The sequence below is a fragment of the Arsenophonus endosymbiont of Aleurodicus dispersus genome (assembly GCF_900343015.1).
GTDB lineage: Bacteria > Pseudomonadota > Gammaproteobacteria > Enterobacterales > Enterobacteriaceae > Arsenophonus.
Genome location: NZ_LR025108.1, coordinates 526,621 through 545,960, shown reverse-complemented (window position 1 = coordinate 545,960; position 19,340 = coordinate 526,621). Strand labels below are relative to the sequence as shown.

15 protein-coding genes are annotated in these 19,340 nt (G+C 33.5%); 9 read left to right on the top strand and 6 right to left on the bottom strand.

Annotation, left to right across the window (positions count from 1 at the left end; all coding sequences use genetic code 11):
- Positions 1 to 68 precede the first annotated feature (68 nt).
- The 8 genes from acpP to WBAF_RS02000 all read left to right on the top strand — a co-directional run bounded on the left by acpP (position 69) and on the right by WBAF_RS02000 (position 8,248).
- Positions 69 to 335: an acyl carrier protein gene (gene acpP, locus WBAF_RS02035; RefSeq protein ID WP_121463391.1), complete on the top strand. Its 267-nt coding sequence runs from the start codon at positions 69 to 71 to the stop codon at positions 333 to 335.
- Positions 336 to 425: 90 nt separating this feature from the next.
- Positions 426 to 1,685 (top strand): beta-ketoacyl-ACP synthase II, encoded by a 1,260-nt coding sequence (gene fabF / locus WBAF_RS02030; protein ID WP_121463390.1) that lies wholly within the window; start codon positions 426 to 428, stop codon positions 1,683 to 1,685.
- Between the two features lie 96 nt (positions 1,686 to 1,781).
- Positions 1,782 to 2,639 carry an aminodeoxychorismate lyase gene (gene pabC / locus WBAF_RS02025; protein WP_241962855.1) on the top strand — a complete coding sequence of 286 codons (858 nt, stop codon included), beginning with the start codon at positions 1,782 to 1,784 and terminating at the stop codon, positions 2,637 to 2,639.
- A 452-nt stretch (positions 2,640 to 3,091) separates the two neighbouring features.
- Complete coding sequence (gene tmk, locus WBAF_RS02020) at positions 3,092 to 3,727, top strand: dTMP kinase (RefSeq protein WP_121463389.1); 636 nt, start codon at positions 3,092 to 3,094, stop codon at positions 3,725 to 3,727.
- A 1-nt stretch (position 3,728) separates the two neighbouring features.
- Positions 3,729 to 4,718, top strand: coding sequence for a DNA polymerase III delta subunit-related protein (locus WBAF_RS02015; protein ID WP_121463388.1), 990 nt, complete (start codon positions 3,729 to 3,731; stop codon positions 4,716 to 4,718).
- Positions 4,719 to 4,729: 11 nt separating this feature from the next.
- Entirely contained in the window at positions 4,730 to 5,515 is a 786-nt protein-coding gene (locus tag WBAF_RS02010) for a YchF/TatD family DNA exonuclease (RefSeq protein WP_121463387.1), read from the top strand.
- Positions 5,516 to 5,558: 43 nt separating this feature from the next.
- Positions 5,559 to 5,915 (top strand): purine nucleoside phosphoramidase, encoded by a 357-nt coding sequence (hinT, locus tag WBAF_RS02005; RefSeq protein WP_121463386.1) that lies wholly within the window; start codon positions 5,559 to 5,561, stop codon positions 5,913 to 5,915.
- A 1,031-nt stretch (positions 5,916 to 6,946) separates the two neighbouring features.
- Entirely contained in the window at positions 6,947 to 8,248 is a 1,302-nt protein-coding gene (locus WBAF_RS02000; RefSeq protein WP_121463385.1) for an NAD(P)/FAD-dependent oxidoreductase, read from the top strand.
- 1,198 nt (positions 8,249 to 9,446) lie between these two features.
- Here WBAF_RS02000 and WBAF_RS01995 read toward each other — a convergent pair.
- Together WBAF_RS01995 and bioD are read right to left on the bottom strand one after the other, a co-directional pair.
- Complete coding sequence (locus WBAF_RS01995; RefSeq protein ID WP_121463384.1) at positions 9,447 to 10,157, bottom strand: Bax inhibitor-1/YccA family protein; 711 nt, start codon at positions 10,155 to 10,157, stop codon at positions 9,447 to 9,449.
- Positions 10,158 to 11,180: 1,023 nt separating this feature from the next.
- A complete protein-coding gene (gene bioD, locus WBAF_RS01990) occupies positions 11,181 to 11,858 on the bottom strand; it encodes a dethiobiotin synthase (protein WP_121463383.1) in 678 nt (225 codons plus the stop codon).
- A gap of 821 nt (positions 11,859 to 12,679) precedes the next feature.
- Here bioD and bioA point away from each other — a divergent pair.
- Complete coding sequence (bioA, locus tag WBAF_RS01985) at positions 12,680 to 13,954, top strand: adenosylmethionine--8-amino-7-oxononanoate transaminase (protein WP_121463382.1); 1,275 nt, start codon at positions 12,680 to 12,682, stop codon at positions 13,952 to 13,954.
- Positions 13,955 to 13,966: 12 nt separating this feature from the next.
- Here the strand turns inward: bioA and pgl are convergent, their stop codons facing one another.
- From pgl to xthA, 4 genes are all read right to left on the bottom strand, one after another.
- Positions 13,967 to 14,959 (bottom strand): 6-phosphogluconolactonase, encoded by a 993-nt coding sequence (gene pgl / locus WBAF_RS01980; RefSeq protein ID WP_121463381.1) that lies wholly within the window; start codon positions 14,957 to 14,959, stop codon positions 13,967 to 13,969.
- Positions 14,960 to 15,533: 574 nt separating this feature from the next.
- The gene (fabI, locus tag WBAF_RS01975; RefSeq protein ID WP_121463380.1) at positions 15,534 to 16,325 is read right to left on the bottom strand and encodes an enoyl-ACP reductase FabI; all 792 of its coding nucleotides are present in this window, start codon (positions 16,323 to 16,325) and stop codon (positions 15,534 to 15,536) included.
- Between the two features lie 526 nt (positions 16,326 to 16,851).
- A complete protein-coding gene (gene gap, locus WBAF_RS01970; protein ID WP_121463379.1) occupies positions 16,852 to 17,847 on the bottom strand; it encodes a type I glyceraldehyde-3-phosphate dehydrogenase in 996 nt (331 codons plus the stop codon).
- 491 nt (positions 17,848 to 18,338) lie between these two features.
- Positions 18,339 to 19,148, bottom strand: coding sequence for an exodeoxyribonuclease III (gene xthA, locus WBAF_RS01965; protein ID WP_121463378.1), 810 nt, complete (start codon positions 19,146 to 19,148; stop codon positions 18,339 to 18,341).
- Positions 19,149 to 19,340 lie beyond the last annotated feature (192 nt).

Genomic DNA, 19,340 nt, shown 5'->3' with positions numbered 1-19,340 from the left:
CCAGGATTGGGTGGCGTCCTGTATACAAAACTATCGTGAAAGCGAGTTTTAATAGGAATTAAAATAGTATGAGCAATAAAGACCAACGTGTTGATAACGACAACGATATTGAAAAACGTGTGAAGAAAATAATTGCTGAACAGTTAGGTGTTAAAGAAGATGAAGTTGTAAATAATTCTTCATTTGTTGAGGATTTAGGGGCCGATTCTCTTGACACTGTTGAACTAGTAATGGCATTAGAAGAAGAGTTTGATACCGAAATTCCTGATGAAGAAGCAGAAAAAATCACGACAGTGCAAGCAGCTATTGATTATATTCATAGCCATAGCTCATAAGCCGTAAATTTAATTATAAAGAGCTTTTATACACAGGCGGGCAATTGGCAGCCTATAGTTTCAACTTATTCCTTTTTGTGGAGGATATACGTGTCTAAACGTCGAGTAGTTGTGACTGGACTGGGCATGTTATCTCCTGTTGGCAACACAGTTGAATCATCTTGGAATGCTGTATGTGCTGGACAGAGTGGCATTAGCCTTATAGAACATTTTAACACTGAAAACCATACAACCAAGTTTGCCGGTCTAGTTAAAGATTTTAATCATGACGATTATAGTATTTCGGCCAAAGATGCGCGCAAAATGGATCTATTTATCCAATATGGACTTGCTGCAGGTAAACAATCTATCGAAGATGCAGGTATAGAAATCACAGAGAAAAATTCGCGGCGCGTTGGCGCAGCAATTGGCTCTGGCATTGGCGGATTAGGCCTAATTCAAAAAAACTGTGAGGCTTTACTTACTAATGGCCCGCGTAAAGTAAGTCCTTTTTTTGTGCCTTCAACTATTATTAATATGGTTGCTGGACACTTAAGTATTATTTATGGCTTTAAAGGCCCAACAATATCTATTGCTACCGCTTGTACTTCAGGTGTGCATAACATTGGTCATGCAGCACGTATTATTGCTTATGGTGATGCGGATATCATGCTGGCTGGCGGCGCCGAAAAAGCAAGTACCTTTTTAGGTATTGCAGGATTTGGTTCTCTCAAAGCCTTATCAAGACGTAATGATGAACCTGAGCGAGCAAGCCGCCCTTGGGATCAGGAGAGAGATGGTTTTGTATTAGGGGATGGTGCTGGTATTTTAGTGCTAGAAGAGTATGAACATGCTAAAGCTAGAGGAGCTAAAATTTATGCTGAATTTGCTGGTTTTGGTATGAGTAGTGATGCATATCATATGACGTCACCCCCAAAGAATGGGGAAGGTGCAGCACTTGCAATGATAAATGCATTACATGATGCAGGTATAGACGCAAAAAAAGTAGGTTACATTAATGCTCATGGGACATCAACACCGGCAGGAGATATTGCTGAGGCACGAGCAGTAGCCTCGATTTATGAAGATAAAATATTGGTTAGCTCGACTAAATCAATGACTGGTCATTTATTAGGAGCAGCAGGAGCAATTGAATCTATATTTACAATTTTATCATTAAGAGATCAAATAATTCCTCCAACAATTAATCTAGAAAATCTAGATAGTGAATTAGACAAATTAGTAAAGACAGGACGACTAGATTTTGTACCAAAAAAAAGACGTAGAGTGAAAAATATGCTGTACGCATTATGCAATTCTTTTGGCTTTGGCGGGACGAATGGTACGATTATTTTTCGTAAAGTCAACTAATTAATAATTTTTTATAAAAAAGCCTCAACTAAGTTGAGTATTAATATAAATAATAAACTTACAATAAACTGTAGCGATAAATAGTAGGTATTCAATTTGATTAACACGTTAACGCGATGTATATGTTGGATTAATGGTGAACAACGAAATAATATTTCGGTAATGGATAGAGCTGTTCAATTTGGTGATGGCTGTTTTACAACAATACGTGTAGTTGGACAACAACCAACCTTATTATCGCATCACATTTATAGATTACAAAAGGGGGTTAAACAGCTACTTTTACCTACACCAGATTGGCATAAATTGGCATCTGATATAAATCAGATAGCACAATTGAATAAAAATGATTTAGCGGTTATAAAAGTTATTATTAGTCGTGGTGAAGGTGGCCGAGGGCATAGCATAGCTGGCCTAAACAAAGCAACAATCATTATTTCATTAACTGATTACCCAGATATTTATCTAAATCAAAGGCAAACTGGTATTGATTTAATTTTTAGTAAAATACCTATAAATAATAACTGTTATTTAGCTGGCATTAAACATTTAAATCGTTTAGAGCAAATATTGATAAAACAGCAAATTGAATCATGCAATGTTGATGAAGCTATTGTGACGGATACTAATGGTATATTGATTGGCTGCTGTGCGGCAAATATTTTTTTGCGTAAAGGAAAAAAAATTTATACGCCAAATTTAAATAACGCTGGTGTTAAAGGTGTAATGCGCAAACAGGTTATTGCAAGTTTATCTGATAATCATTATGAACTTTTCTATATAAGCTCCAATCCAAATATATTAGAGCATAGCGATGAGGTGATCATTACTAATGCCTTAATGCCCATATTATCGGTTAACCGTATTTTAACTCAGCTAAAGCAACCAGTATGGCATTATAATTCTCGTGAATTATTCAATTTTCTTTTGCCATATTGTTTGAAGTTAAATTAATTTTATGATTAATATTAGATTAATTTTTATCGTGTAAGATTAAGAAACAAGTATTAAATAAAGTATGCAAGACTAATCTTGTGATTAATTATTTTTTTATTAATGTAATGTTAAGTAGCTGTAATAGCTATATATTTTACTGTAAGATACCAAATTTCGCTAATATTGATGAAACAATTATTTTTACTTTACCAAAAGGCACAGGGCGATTAGGGATTATAATCCTTTAAAGAAAAAATAAGGTTGCAAACTGATTCTGTTGTTATATATTGTTTAGGTAATAAATATAGTTGGTGCTTTATCATAGTGATTTAGATAATATTAATCCTTATAACCCTTATTTAATTTTTAAGTTGCCACCTTCACTAATTGCTTGCTTCAGTTAAAACCTAGGCTAATCCAGATAAAAACAATTAGCTTTATTTTGTTGCAACAGATAATGGTAAAAATAAATGAAAAGTTGTTATATCGTTATTGAAGGTCTTGAAGGGGCAGGAAAAACTACTGCAATAAAAACTGTTGCAGAAACACTCACTAATGTAGGAATAACGGAAATTGATTTCACCCGTGAGCCGGGAGGAACACCATTAGCAGAAAAATTGCGTAAATTAATTAAGTGTGGTATTGCAGAGGAAAAAGTCACCGATAAAGCGGAGCTACTCATGCTTTATGCTGCACGTATTCAATTAATTGAATACGTTATCAAACCTGCTCTTGCAAAGGGAAGAACAGTAATTGGTGATCGCCATGATCTATCATCACAAGCATATCAAGGCGGAGGGCGTGAATTTTCCGCAGAATTAATGCAGGTATTAAGCAATACTATACTGGATAATTTTCGACCTGATATAACACTATATCTTGATATAGAACCAGCTCTTGGCTTGCAACGAGCGCGGGATCGCGGGAAACTAGATCGGATAGAAAAAGAGTCATTAGACTTTTTTAAACGAACTCGTCAGCGCTATCTTGAATTGGCATCAGAGGATAACACAATCATAACAATTAATGCTAACCAATTAATAGAAGAGGTGCAAAAAAATATTCACCAGGCATTATCTAATTGGTTGGCAGCTCAAGGCAAGTAGAATGAACTGGTATCCATGGTTAAATAATGCATACATGAAGATAATTGCTCTCCATCAGAAAAAGCAAGGACATCATGCATTACTATTACATGCTAATGCTGGAATGGGAAGTGATTCGCTCATTTATGCTATTAGCCGCTGGCTGATGTGCCAACAGCCGGTGGTTATGAAAAGCTGTGGTGATTGTCATAGCTGTCAACTAATGTTAGCTGGTACACATCCAGATTGGCATAAAATTGACACTGAGAAAGGTAAAAATACGATAGGTATTGAAATTATTCGTTGTTTAACTGAAGTGTTAGTTAGCCATGCACAGCAAGGGGGAGCAAAAGTTGTTTGGTTTCCTAGAGTTGAAGCATTAACAGAAGCAGCCAGCAACGCATTATTGAAAACATTAGAAGAGCCAACAGACAATACCTATTTTTTTCTAGAGTCACGATATCCAGATATATTGCTAGCCACTTTACGTAGTAGATGTTTTTATTATTACCTTTCGGTTCCGGAACGTAAAACCACTATTTCTTGGTTACAAAAACAAAAAATAACGTTGTCACTAGTTGAGATTGAAACGGGAATAAAATTGAATGCTGGGGCACCCCTAGCTGCTTTAACACTGTTACAGCCAGAGAATTGGCTAAAAAGAAAGAAATTTTGCCAATCATTAATGCAACATTTATCAACTAAGAGACTTTTAAGCTGGTTACCTGAATTAGATCAGGAGGATGCTGCTGGTCGGATCAGCTGGCTAATAAGCCTGTTGTTAGATACAGTAAAATATCAACTGCAATCAAGTAACTATTGTGTTAACCGGGATCAGTTATTATTAATAACTAAATTAGCTGCTATAAGTTCTGTTTCAGTCTTATTAAAAAGCGCTACTGAATGGCAAAATTGCCGTCATCAATTAATGTCAGTAATGGGATTGAATCAGGAATTAAGATTGATATCTCAGTTAATTAACTGGCAAAACTCACTTTATTACCATAATTAAAAGGGTTTGTTATGTTTTTAGTTGATTCACACTGTCATCTAGATTGTTTAAATTATAATAATAAGCATAAAGATATCGATGATGTTATCGCAAAAGCTGCGGCTAATAAAGTAGAATATATTCTAGCTGTGGCAACCACATTGCCAGGCTTTGTTAGCATGAAAAAGAAAATTGGTAAGCGTGACAATGTGTCCTTTTCTTGTGGCATACATCCGCTTGATCTTAATAGATATTCTGATTTTGATCAGCTTGCATGTTTAGCATCCAGCAGTGAAGTTGTTGCGTTAGGTGAAACCGGGTTGGATTATCACTACCAAAGTGATAATGCTAAATTGCAACAAATTTCTTTTCGCCAACATATTCGGATAGGTTGTCAGTTAAACAAACCAGTTATTATTCATACTAGAAAAGCCCAGCAAGACACATTAGAGATATTGAAGGAAGAACAAATTGGTGATTGCGGAGGAGTTTTACATTGTTTCACGGAGGATGATAATATGGCTAAAGCATTATTAGATTTAGGGCTTTATATATCATTTTCCGGTATAGTGACATTTAATAATGTCGAACAAATCCGCCAGGCGGCACGTATAGTGCCCTTAGATCGTATTTTAATTGAAACTGATGCTCCTTACCTGACACCTGTTCCACATCGCGGCCAAGAAAATGAACCTGCTTATGTAAGAGCTGTCGCAAAGTTTTTAGCCAAATTAAAAGGTGTAGATGTTGAAGAAATTGCGCGAGCTACTACGCAAAATTTTTGCGATGTTTTTCATTTAACCATTAAACGTAATTAAACCGCTTGCATCTTCATAAAAAATAGATTAAAAGGATTGAATTATGGCAGTAGAAACAATTTTTAGTAAAATTATACGCCGTGAAGTTCCTGCTGATATTGTTTATCAGGATGATTTAGTTACGGCGTTTAGAGATATAGAACCACAAGCACCCATCCATATTTTAATTATTCCTAATATTTTTATTGCTACTATTAATGATGTGAAACCAGAGCATGAACAGACGTTAGGCCACATGATTATAGTCGCGGCAAAGATTGCCAAGCAGGAAAGTATTGTTTATGATGGATACCGTTTAATTATGAATTGTAACCAACATTCCGGCCAGGAAGTTTTCCATATTCATATGCATTTAGTGGGAGGTCATCATTTAGGGCCGTTGTTAACAAAAAATGAATAGATAAATTTTCAGTTCATCACTCTTTTGGCAGTGAAAATAAATGCTTACTGAATATTATGGCAAAAAAGGATAAAATATTGCGCCAGCTTACTCAATTTGCCACTTATCCAAAGTTATTTATTGTATGGATAAAATATAAGGTAGTTGGAGTTACTAATACAGCCTATTCTTTGGTTTAATTATATTAACCATTAAGTCACATACTCATAGCTTTAGTAGAAATATATTAAAATTATGTTTAGTTAGATCTAGATAATGATCAACTATTTTTTAAAAATAGCATTAAGAAGATTATTTCTGTGATCAATTATCCCACATGCTCCTGAGCAATTCACAGGCAAATTTTAAATGCGACAGACAACCATTTAAAGTGGACAATAATTTTGTCAAGTATTACTATCTACTGATTAAGTCTTTGTAACTATTGAAGATCAGTATATTAGAGGCAAGCTAAATTAGTATAATATAAGCGTTCACTACGTTCTGATTAGTTAACATTACATTAAAATTTTTAGTTCTTTTATTTAACATAGTTCAAATTATAAATAAAATATTACTCATAAAAATATTTTATATAATATAATGTCTGTTAGAAAATTTTAACGTCATGTCACAGCAGTGACATATTATTATATTTAAATTTATCTGCTAGTAAATACCCTAGAGATATAGAAAAATATATTAAAAGTAATATTTAATTAATGAACCAGGTATTAGATGGAGTTAAAACAAAATTTTATTGAAATTGTAATTATAATTATTTTATATATAAAGTAATAGTTATTTAAATTTAACTATAGATCATTATTATATTAATAATATATGGGGTTTATTACCTAAAAATAAACAAACATTATACTGAAAATAAAAGTATTATAATTTATTTTACTCAGTATACTATGCTTTATGGTAATCAATATTTTTTTTAAAAGCCATCTAGTATAATGATTTAATTAATTTCATATTAAAGATAATCATTAAATTTATTTAAATAATAAACTATTATTTTAGGATAGGATAAGGTAGTTATAATGAAGCCAAACCCCAAGATTATCATTGTCGGTGGTGGTGCAGGAGGATTAGAACTGGTAACTAAGTTAGGGGATCAATTAGGGCGTAAAAATAAAGCTAAGATTATATTAGTTGACCGCAATCAAAGCCATTTGTGGAAACCTCTACTACATGAAGTAGCCGCTGGCTCTTTAGATCCTGATGTTGATGCTCTAAGTTATTTAGCGCATGCTCGTAATCACTATTTTTATTTTCAATTAGGTTGTTTTACCGATATTGATCGTGAAAATAAAAAAATTAAGCTGGCAGCGATACATGATAAAGAAGGCCAATTATTAGTTCCAGAGCGGCAATTAGATTTTGATATTTTAGTTATGGCGTTAGGCAGAGTGTCTAATGATTTTGGGACCGCCGGAGTAAAAGAGCATTGTATTTTCCTGGATAGCCCTCAGCAAGCGCATCGTTTTCATGAAGAAATGCTAAATTTATTTCTCAGAAACTCAATGCAAAATAAACCAGATAATAAAATTAATATTGTAATTGTTGGTGGTGGTGCAACTGGGGTAGAACTTTCTGCTGAACTCTATAACACTATCGAGCAATTAACCAATTATGGTTTTGAAGGCTTGGATAAAAAAGCGCTTAATGTAACCCTAGTTGAGGCTGGAGAACGTATCTTACCGGCACTACCAGTACGAATATCAACTGCTGCTCATCATGAATTAACCAAATTAGGGGTTTGTGTTTTAACACAAACCATGGTAACGAGTGCTGATAGCAATGGTATTAACACTCAATCAGGCGAAAAAATTAATGCAGATCTTATGGTTTGGGCAACTGGTATTAAAGCGCCTGATTTTATGCACCAAATTGGTGGCTTAGAAACCAATCAAATTAATCAATTAGTAGTGAACCTAACACTACAAACGACGCTAGATAATTCTATTTTTGCCATTGGGGATTGTGCATCTTGCCCTAAAAAGGGTGGTGGATTTGTGCCTCCACGCGCTCAAGCTGCACATCAAATGGCTACTTTGTGTTATAAAAATATTTTTGCATTACTCGAAAATAAAGATTTGCAAGAATATCTTTATAAAGATCATGGTTGTTTAGTATCATTATCTCGTTTTAGTACAGTAGGTAGCCTAATGGTAAATTTAGTGCATGGTGATATAATGGTTAAAGGAAAAATAGCTCGTATAATCTATATTTCACTTTATCGCATGCATCAAATAGCGTTACACGGTTATATTAAAACTGGATTGATGATACTAGTAGGTAGTATTAATAGTATTATTAGACCTAGATTAAAATTACACTAATTTATGCCTATCATCATTAATAGTACCTAATTTGATATTAACTATAGTTATCTTACTGTAAGTAAGATAAGAAGCAATCAGTTTATAAACTGATATGAATAAAAATCAGTTATTAACTGGCTCATTAAAGCAGTATTTTCAGCAAAATTCATTAGTGGTTGAATAAATTTAAATTTATTCGGACCATTTTATTTTCGATAACAGTTTTTTTAGGAAAATTCTGCTAATTTAGCCCTAAGAAAATTTTGTTAACATATATTTTAGCAACCAGCTTAGGTGTTTCCACTAAGCTATTATCACTCTTAACGATGTTATGTACTTCTCCAACAATAAAATTAAACATTTATCCAACTGCATACTCAATAAATAGATCCGATTCTCTCAAAGTAACTATCTATCCTTTGTTTTATCTATCCATTTAGGTAAAAAAATCTCTTTATATTAAGAGAAATAATCAATTTACTGGATATATTTTAATTGTAAATTAATTCAGTTGTTACTAAATCTTTTCTTAAAAAGATGCGTATTTTTAGTTAGCAAAAATTATTGTTTTGATATAACAACTCAAAAAATGAGTACATTTAAATAATATTAGATGAAGAGATCAGATTATGGATTGCTATTTATTGTATTATAGTTAACTTGCCCTTTAGCCATAGCTATATTTTTATCTCGTCGTGCGATATATTTTGTTTGGATATTAATTATTATTAGCCTTTCTACTATAGACTAAAAATAATGTTAATAGATTAAATCCAATCAATATTATTTATCTTTTATAGGAATATATATATCATCATAGCCTGCAGCAAGCTATAGGTATTCTTGCTATCGCAAAAGCAAAATTAAATATATTATAAAGTAGTTATCGTAGCCAAGAACTAGATCAGGTTAAAGTTTAAGTAGCACAATTAATGATGAATACTATTAATTATATCAAGAAACACTTTCAAGATTTAACTTCCCCGGCTAAAACTAACCACTAAGATCGCCTAAGCATTTATTGATGTATTTATTTTTTATGATACCAGCATGTTCTCATGCTACGTTTAGCTAATGTAAAATATTCCAGTTTGTCTAAACAAATTGTATCTGGATCAATCCGATTAAAACAATTTTAGCTAAAAATTAGCTTAAATGAAAAAATAAAAAATCCCGCTAATATTTTTAGCAGGATTTTCTAATAAGACCGATTAAATTAACGACGATCACCAATAATACGTAGCATTATTAAGAATAAGTTAAGAAAATCTAAATAGAGTGTCAACGCACCAAGAATAGCGTATTTACGCATATCTTCTGGATCATGAATATCAATATGGCTACCCATATCTTTCAATTTCTGTGTATCATAAGCTGTCAAACCTGCAAATATTAACACCCCAACGTAGGTAATAACCAACGTTAAGCCAGAACTTTGCAACCAAATATTAACCAATGAAGTAATAACTAGACCGATTATTATCATAAATAAGAAGCTACCTATTCCGCTTAAGCTGCGTTTGGTTACAGAACCATAAAAACTAAGTACCCCAAAAGTAGCAGCAGTTATGAAAAAGGTACTAGCCACAGTAGCACCAGCGTAAGCAACTAATACTAAAGAAATAGTTAAACCTGTCAGTGCTGAGTAGAGCATAAACATTCCTGTCGCCAGTGCTCTATTTAGTTTAGGCAACAGAGATGATAATCCTATGACTAATGAAAATTCAGCAACAATGAAGCCTATCAATACCCAACTATGCGTTGCTAGATACATAATAATATTACTATTATTAATAGCATACCAAGCAACAAACGCAGTTAATAACAAACCGACCATCATCCAGCCATATACTTGCGCCATATAGGGTTGAATACCTGCTCCAGCGCGCTGGAAGATCGAATAATTTTGACGTTCAAATCGATCCATGATGATTACCCTCATCACTTGCGTTAAAGATAAAGTTATTTATAAACTAAATAACTCAGTCAACTTAAGTGAAGTATATCATAATTTTATGCTAAAAAAATGGTTTCATATGCGCAAATAAGTAAAGGTTTTATGTTAATTTTACTTTGTTGGCTTAATTTCAATAAATTAAATAAAAATTATGTTACCAAAACTTAAATGCGACTTAATCCCTCTGTATGTTGTATGTCCTCAACCTAACTAATGGTTTGCTATTAAGTTAAATAATATTTTTTCTAAAATTGCGCTTTAGTTTTCATATTATTCATAATAAATTCAGCAATTTTTAAAATACTACTACGTTACCCTATAATAACACAGACGCAATATTGGCAGTATCCTGTAACTATTTATCGATAATAACCGGATAATCATCAAAATGAAGGTGTTAATATTATTAAGTTGTGATTACATACTTTATTATTGAAAGTAACCACTGCAGCATCATCATAGCATTGCGCTAACTATTAAACTAACATTTAAATTAGCTGATTGAATAACCATTTATCTGTTATTTATCCTCCTTACCAGTAAAAAATGCAATTTAATCGCATCCAATTAATACATGATCTAATTGTATAAAAAGTACTATTGACGGCAAAAATAACTTTAATGCATAACGTAATTTTTCTACCATAGTAGAATCATTTTATAATTCTAATTTAAAGGTACCAATTCAAAAAAAATAGCTTTTTCAATAAAGTTATTGGAAATGGAAATATACGCTTCTAGTTGATAACCATCAGATAATGTCAATAATTTTATATAATAGGTGAATATTTATCGAATTATAATTTATAAACGAAAATAGCATCAACTAACTACCCTACCAGACTAATCTAATACACAGAGTTATTAACATGAATGGTAGATAAATCAAGAAATTATTTTAAACATCTATAATTGTCTGATTTATACTTGGGTATGACAAAAACTTTTCTCCCGTCAAATAATCACAGAATAAATTTTTACAAGGAAGTACTATCACAGTATGTGATCTAAATTTACAAATTCGCCAATAGAATGAGATTTCCAATCCGGTAAATGTGGAATAACGCCTAAACATGGTGCTGACAGCCGCTGCTTTAATGTTAGCAAATACGCCTGTTGATATTTACCAGGTAAAACAATTTCATTAGCAACCCAGCCGGCAAATAATAACCCGCTTTGCTCAATGGCCTGTGCGGTTAACATTGCATGGTTGATACACCCTAATTTAACCCCAACTACTAATATTACTGGTAATTGTTGTTGTATAACCCAATCAGCTAAGGTTTTCTCAGTACAAATAGGTGTGTACCATCCACCAGCACCTTCAACAATTATCCAGTTAGAATACTGTTTTAATTTATTTAATCCTACATGCATTATCTGCCAATCAATAAGCTCTCCTGTTAACTGACTGGCAATATGGGGTGACGTTGTTTGAGCAAAAACAATAGGATTAACATCATGGTAATTAAGTTTAACGTTACTATTTTTTATCAATAACTGAGCATCAGAATTTCTTAAGCCAACCGTTAATTGTTCGCCCCCTGAAGCTACCGGCTTATAGCCTGCAGTTTTATAGCCGTTATCTGCGGCTGCTTGTAACAGCGCGCAGCCAACAACAGTTTTACCTACATCTGTATCTGTTCCGGTCAGAAAAAAACATTTATTCATAATATAACATTCCATATAAAAGTGGATAAATTAAGGGTAATTGCTTACTGATATAAGGATAATGATCAACCAGTTTAGCTAACTGCTGAGTTATATATATTAGACAAGCTAAGCCAATACCTGTTTTAACTAAACAAGCAAATGAACAAGCCAATACAACATGGAAAATTCAAAATTCATCGGACTCATAAATTTTCTTAACAGCTTAAGATAATGTTTTTGAGCCGGCGTACTATACATCAAATGGATGGAATTTTACCTAAAATAGTCAACAATGTCTTCATCAAAAAATCAGTCCAACCGCTTTACTTAATTTTATCACCAGCAATTCAAGCTTTACCTTATTGCTTGTTCATTAAGGCAATAATCACAATTTAATTTCCTACATAAATAGGAATAAATAACTATATTCTTGATCTTTATCTTTTTTAGATTAGCAGCTTTTAATAACTTATAGCCATAAAATAGATAGTTAGCTCATACCATCAAGTATAATGCTTACATCTTTATCTGTTCACGTTTAGCATAGAGCCGGACAAAAGAGGTTGGCATCATAATACATGCAATAGCGACAGCTAAAATAGAGTAAAAAAAATAAATCTATTCATTATTGTTGTCAAGAAACGTACCTTATATCGACGACGAACTTGCTGATATTGAAAAAGTAATCCACCAAAGGTAAATAAAATAATGCGGCATGACTAAGCATGCCGTATTTTTCTATTTCCACCATTCCATCTTATTAAACAAAAAAGATTGCCAGTTTAAATAACTGCGGTATCATATCAACCAAAATAAATAAAATTAATTGACTATATATAATGAAACTAGACGATATTAACTTTGATGCTAAACATATTTGGCACCCATACACTTCAATGACTAAACCAATACCTGCTTATCCTATCGTACGAGCATCAGGTGTAGAACTTGAATTAGCCGATGGCAGAAAACTGATTGATGGTATGGCTTCTTGGTGGGCAGTAATTCACGGCTATAATCATCCGGTACTCAATCAAGCTGCTACTCAGCAATTAAAAAAAATGTCCCATATTATGTTTGGCGGCATCACTCATCCATCAGCTACCGCTTTGTGCCGACAATTAATTGATATAACTGATGATAAATTAGAATGTATTTTTCTAGCTGATTCAGGCTCAGTAGCGGTAGAGGTAGCATTAAAAATGTCATTACAATATTGGCAGGCACGAGGGGAAGCGCGCCACCAGTTTATTGCCTTACAACGAGGATATCATGGTGATACCTTTGGTGCTATGTCTGTTTGCGATCCGGAAAACTCAATGCATAGCCTTTATCATGGTTATCTACCAAAAAATTTTTTCGTTCAAGCTCCTCAATGCGGGTTTTATCAGCAATGGCAAGCAGCCACTTTGCTCCCATTACAAAAATTGCTAACTAAAAAAGCAGAAAAAATTGCTGCTATTATCGTTGAACCAATTGTTCAGGGAGCAGGCGGTATGCGAATTTATCACCCTAATTATCTAACGGCAGTTAGAGAATTATGCGATCACTATAATATTTTGCTGATTGCAGATGAAATTGCTACCGGATTTGGCCGTACCGGAAAATTATTTGCGTATCAATATAGTGCAATTACCCCAGATATTTTGTGTTTAGGTAAAGCACTAACCGGTGGTTATGTGACTCTGTCAGCGACTTTAACCAGCCGCCATATAGCAGACACCATAAGCAAAGGTAAAGCTGGCTGTTTTATGCATGGGCCAACTTTTATGGGCAATCCATTAGCCTGTGCGATCGCTGATGCTAACATCACCTTATTAAGGAATAGCCCATGGCAAAAATGGGTAAAAGACATTGAAACTCAATTGATGGATGAACTTTTCCCATTAAGAGATCAAGAAAAAGTTACTGACGTGCGTGTACTAGGCGCAATTGGTGTTGTTGAAATGAAAAATTCTGTAAATGTACCTGAATTACAACGTAATTTTGTAGCTGAAGGGGTATGGATCCGGCCATTTGGTAAATTAATTTACCTAATGCCTCCCTATATCATTACCGCCCCACAGTTAACTAAGTTAACTCAAGCGATAAAAAAAATAGTTATTAAACTGTAAATTTAAAATAATTTATTTTTTAATAGAATGCGTAGTGATCCACATCGGTCCCTTACCAACCGGATAACGTTTTAATACTTGTAACGCGCCAGTAACCTCATTTATTTTATAAACAGCAATATGATTAGACTTTTGGCCAGCTGACAGCAAAAAATTACCACTTTGATCAATATTAAAGCCACGTGGTTGAGTTTCGGTTGCATAAGCTGTTATCGGCAATAATTCTAATCCATCCTTTGTCACCTTAAAGTGGCTAATAATACTGGTAGAACGTTCACTAGCATAAAGATGACGACCATTTGGAGTAATATGAATATCGGCAGCCCAATGGTTACATTCTAATCTAGCTGGCAAAATGGCACATTTTTGACTTTGCTGATAAGGTTCAAATGCAGAATAAACATTAATTGTGGCATCTAACTCATTTAAACAATAAAAACAGTTCTGGTTGGGTAAAAACGCCAAATGACGTGGCCCAGCGCCTTTGTTAGTCGTAATCCGATGAGCAACCTGTTCAGTTAAATATCCATTGTTATTAATGATATAAATCCTAATATGATCTTCTCCTAAACAAGTGACAAATAAGCGTGAGTTATCAAAACTTACCCCCGATGCATGGGGATGTTTTAAATCGCTAATAACTTGAATCGGTGACTGAGCGATCTTATGTTGATCAACCGGCAACACCATTAAAGTACCTTGATGATAGGAGGGAATAAATAACCAACGACCATGACGATCAATTTCAATATGAGTTGGCGTGGCATGAATAGCGGTAATTGCCTGTTTACTTAGTTTTCCTTCAGCTGAAATCAGGTAAGTAATAATAGCGCAATTAGGGCGAATACCAACATAAAGGTGTCTACAATCACGACTAATCTGCATTGGGTGTACTTCACCTGGTAATGTCAACTGTTGTAATAATGTCAGGTTGCCATTTTCATCCATTGACCAAACATGAATTTGCTTGCTTTCTGCACTGGCAACATACACCACCTGTTTCATTAATTAACTCCTCAGAAATTATTAGACAAAATAGCCAAAGTTATCATATCTGATTTGATACTAAATAATTATAAAAATAGCTGATGGTTAATAAATTTTTTATTAAAATCGCTAGCCTGCCAGTGAATAAATTGCTCATATTTACGCAAAGCAATATTGTAATTAACTGTTTGCTTATTACTTGATGCAAAAATTATTTATCTATAGTTTAGGTGTATGGTTGTCAAAAGTAATAAAAATTATTTTATTAACGCAAAAGCTAGATGCGCTGCCTCTTGTTCTTCCATGCTATTTATTAGAAAAAATACTGAAACACAACAGGCTATTCTAGCTTTACAGAAAATTATCGCATCTTTTATTAGATATAAGGTAAAAAACTAACCAAATGCAGGAGGTAGTACTCAGGATATTAATTGGATCTGCTGTGATAAAACGTATTTTAACTGTTTTTGCGGCGAATCATCTTCCGCCTTATTTATCTAAACTGTATAGAGTCATTGCCCAAGAAGATTTTATTTAATAAATAAATGAAAAAATTAAAGTAAATCAGTTTATTAGTTAGCTGATTTTTCTATTACTTTTTAAACTTAAGTTCATTCATAGCAGCAATACTGAAGCCACCATCAACATGTAAAATTTCACCTGTAACACCAGCAGATAAATCAGAACAAAGGAAAGCAGCACAATTACCAACATCTTCTGTTGTAACCGTGCGGCGAATTGGAGTTACTGATTCAAAATGTGATAGCATTTTACGAAAATCTTTAATACCAGATGCCGCCAAAGTGCGGATGGGGCCGGCTGAAATGCCGTTAACGCGAATAGCTTCAGGGCCAATTGCATTGGCCATATAACGGACATTAGCTTCAAGGGAAGCTTTTGCTAATCCCATTATATTATAGTTAGGTATCGCTCGCTCAGCGCCCAAATAACTGATGGTAACTAGGGCCGAATTATGATTTAACATTTTTCGACAGGATTTGGCTAACGCAACAAAGCTATATGAACTAATATCGTGAGCAATTCGTGAGCCCTCGCGTGTAACTACATCTATATAATCACCATCAAGTTGATCCGCTGGGGCATAAGCAATTGAATGGACAAAACCATCTAATTTAGGCCATACTTTTGCTAGTTCATAAAATAATATAGTGATACTTTCATCAGAAGCAACATCACATGGCAGAACAATATTAGAGCCAAAGTTTTTTGCCATCTTTTCTACGCGAGATTTAAGTTTATCTCCTTGATAACTGAAGGCAAGTTCAGCACCTTGTTGGTGCATTGCTTGTGCAATACCATGAGCAATAGAGAGTTTACTAGCTAAACCAGTAATAAGAATGCGCTTGCTACTCATAAAGCCCATAAAACTATATCCTCGTAAAATTTTAATATGAACGTACACAACATAAATTATTTGTATGCATTATTTGTTGATTAACTACAGAGAGTTTATCATGATAGAATAAAATATGTGGTATTACCTAGCTGATTAGATAAGTTTTTTTGTATTTATAGAAGGTAACATCGTGCTGCCTACATATAAACGTTCACTAAAATGGCGGCCAATTAAGCATCTAGTAACTTCATATATAACACTTCAGCGGTGTTATCTATTTCGACCACAACACCATTATCCATTCTTACCACTGATAACCGGAAAGGTAAATATTAAAAATTAAATAGATAATTTTCCCAATATGTTATCTGGATAAGTACTTATATATCTAAATATCATGTAAATACGTTGATAGCGATAACTATAATCGCCAAATTTAAGCTGATAAAAATTTCACCACCACTTACCCCACCCAAAAGTAATCCTATTTTTTATTGCCATAAAATGAAAAAAGCCGCCATTAATGGCGACTTGAAGTAGGTAATTAACCTATTTATTTAGCAATGTATGCAATTAAATCTAAAACTTTATTCGAATAACCGGTTTCATTATCATACCAGGCTACTAATTTTACAAAACTTTCGTTTAAAGCAATACCAGCTTTAGCATCAAAAATTGATATTAATTTGTCGCCATTAAAGTCAGTGGAAACAACGTCATCTTCAGTGTACCCAAGAATACCTTTGAATTTACCATTTGCTGCTTGTTGTATAGCATGGCAAATTTCTTTATAAGTGGCAGGGTTATTTAACCGAATAGTTAGGTCGACAACTGAAACATTTGGTGTTGGAACACGGAAAGACACACCGGTTAATTTGTCTTTCAGTTCAGGAATGACCTGACCAACAGCCTTAGCTGCTCCGGTAGACGAAGGAATAATATTTTGTAAAGCACCACGTCCACTACGCCAATCTTTAGCTGAAGGTCCATCAACTGTTTTTTGAGTCGCAGTTGTTGCATGAACGGTAGTAATTAGACCTTCAATGATGCCAAATTTATCATTGATAACTTGTGCTAACGGTGCTAAGCAGTTGGTTGTACAAGAGGCATTACAAACAACATCCTGACCACTATAGGTCCAGTGATTAACACCCATAACAAACATCGGGATATCCTCTTTAGATGGGCTAGTTAAAACTACTTTTTTAGCACCAGCTGCAATATGTTTGCGTGCTGTTTCATAAGTTAAGAAAATACCTGTTGCTTCCACAACTACATCAACGTCCACTTGATTCCACTGCAACTTAGCAGGATCTTTTTCTACCGTACAGCGAATATTTTTACCATTAACTACCAGGTAGCCATCTTTAACTTCTACAGTACCATTGAACCGGCCATGGGTTGAGTCATATTTAAGCATATAGGCAATATAATTGGCCTCGAATAAATCATTAATTGCCAATATTTCTATTTCTTTACGCTCTTGAGCCGCCCGAAAAACAACACGGCCAATACGACCGAACCCATTAATACCTACTTTTATAGTCATAGTATTTCCACCAGCTATATTTTATTGTTAATTTTAATGTTACTAAAAACTAACTATCAGTCAAGCTAAATTGTGTTAATTGCCAAAAAAAATTAATATATAAAGCACCTTTTAAACTCATCATGTTATTTATAGATTTATACCCCAGTGGCGGTATTTAAAAAAATAAATAGTATCTTTGCTGCATTTCCAGATACTTACTCACTGTAATATATTTAAGTAGCAGTTATTACCCAAACACTCTCCTGTAGCAAAACAACTAATGATAAACGCCAATTTTTAGTTAAAAAAACTATACCTTAGTTTTTATCGCTGGTGGCTGGCAGCATTATAATGCTAATTTCAATTAACCCAAATCAGTGAAAAACAGTCTTGTGATTACGTACCATATCGTTTCATAAAAAATGAAACGGATAAAAAATTATCAGTAAAGAATAAGAGTATTAGCCAAAATATAAAATCAAATTATAAAATATGGCTATCATTTAATTTTAACTTAAATTAAAATTTGCCCAAATAGGGGCATGATCTGAAGATTTTTTCATACTTCTAATGGCATAATCAATGCCTGTTTCACCACAGCAAGCAAACAACGAATTTGATGCTAGAATCAAATCAATTCGCAAACCACGGTTATAGAAAAAACCATTTGAGCGGTAATCAAACCATGAAAATTGATCAATAATTTCTGGATTTTTTTTACGATATGTATCTATTAATCCCCAGGATTTTAATTTATCCATCCATTTACGTTCTTCCGGTAAAAAAGAGCATTTACCCGTACTTAACCAACGTTTTTTATTAATTTCACCAATGCCAATATCATGATCTGTTGGACTAATATTCATATCTCCCATAAGAATAACATGGGATTTAGGTAAAAGATTATTTTGCAAATAAAGTTGCAAATCTTGGAAAAATTTTGCTTTAGCGGCAAATTTTGTTGGATGATCACGACACTCACCTTGAGGGAAATAACCATTTATTATGGTAATTATTCCTTTTTCTGTCTCAATATCTACCATAATAATACGGCGTTGGGCATCAATATTGCTGCCAGAAAATCCTTTCTTAATAAGAATTGGCTTTTTTTTGCAAAATAGTGCTACGCCATAATGTGCTTTTTGGCCATGGTAACAGATATGATAACCTAAATGATTAACTTGCTCTAAAGGAAATGCACTATCATCAACTTTTGTCTCTTGTAAGCCAATGACATCAGGTTGATGTTTTTCAATGATAGCTTCAAGCTGGTGGATGCGTGCTCTTAGGCTATTAATGTTAAATGAGACAAATTTCATTCTAATTGATTACCGAATTTAAATATCTTCTTGTATCTGATAATATCTATCAATATAACATTTTATAAAAGACATTTTCTTTTATTTATTTAATATTGAAGTGGAATAATTAATATGTCTTTATCGATAAAGTGGTAAGCTTTTATGGCAGTTGTTGAACAAGCTTGATTATTTATAAATAAGCAAAAAAAA

Bases quoted from the DNA above. Each gene is read 5' to 3' on its own strand.
- xthA (WP_121463378.1), bottom strand. From the start codon at position 19,148: ATGAAATTTGTCTCATTTAACATTAATAGCCTAAGAGCACGCATCCAC.
- gap (WP_121463379.1), bottom strand. From the start codon at position 17,847: ATGACTATAAAAGTAGGTATTAATGGGTTCGGTCGTATTGGCCGTGTT.
- acpP (WP_121463391.1), top strand. From the start codon at position 69: ATGAGCAATAAAGACCAACGTGTTGATAACGACAACGATATTGAAAAA.
- WBAF_RS01995 (WP_121463384.1), bottom strand. From the start codon at position 10,157: ATGGATCGATTTGAACGTCAAAATTATTCGATCTTCCAGCGCGCTGGA.
- bioD (WP_121463383.1), bottom strand. From the start codon at position 11,858: ATGAATAAATGTTTTTTTCTGACCGGAACAGATACAGATGTAGGTAAA.
- WBAF_RS02015 (WP_121463388.1), top strand. From the start codon at position 3,729: ATGAACTGGTATCCATGGTTAAATAATGCATACATGAAGATAATTGCT.
- hinT (WP_121463386.1), top strand. From the start codon at position 5,559: ATGGCAGTAGAAACAATTTTTAGTAAAATTATACGCCGTGAAGTTCCT.
- tmk (WP_121463389.1), top strand. From the start codon at position 3,092: ATGAAAAGTTGTTATATCGTTATTGAAGGTCTTGAAGGGGCAGGAAAA.
- pgl (WP_121463381.1), bottom strand. From the start codon at position 14,959: ATGAAACAGGTGGTGTATGTTGCCAGTGCAGAAAGCAAGCAAATTCAT.
- bioA (WP_121463382.1), top strand. From the start codon at position 12,680: ATGAAACTAGACGATATTAACTTTGATGCTAAACATATTTGGCACCCA.
- WBAF_RS02010 (WP_121463387.1), top strand. From the start codon at position 4,730: ATGTTTTTAGTTGATTCACACTGTCATCTAGATTGTTTAAATTATAAT.
- WBAF_RS02000 (WP_121463385.1), top strand. From the start codon at position 6,947: ATGAAGCCAAACCCCAAGATTATCATTGTCGGTGGTGGTGCAGGAGGA.
- fabI (WP_121463380.1), bottom strand. From the start codon at position 16,325: ATGGGCTTTATGAGTAGCAAGCGCATTCTTATTACTGGTTTAGCTAGT.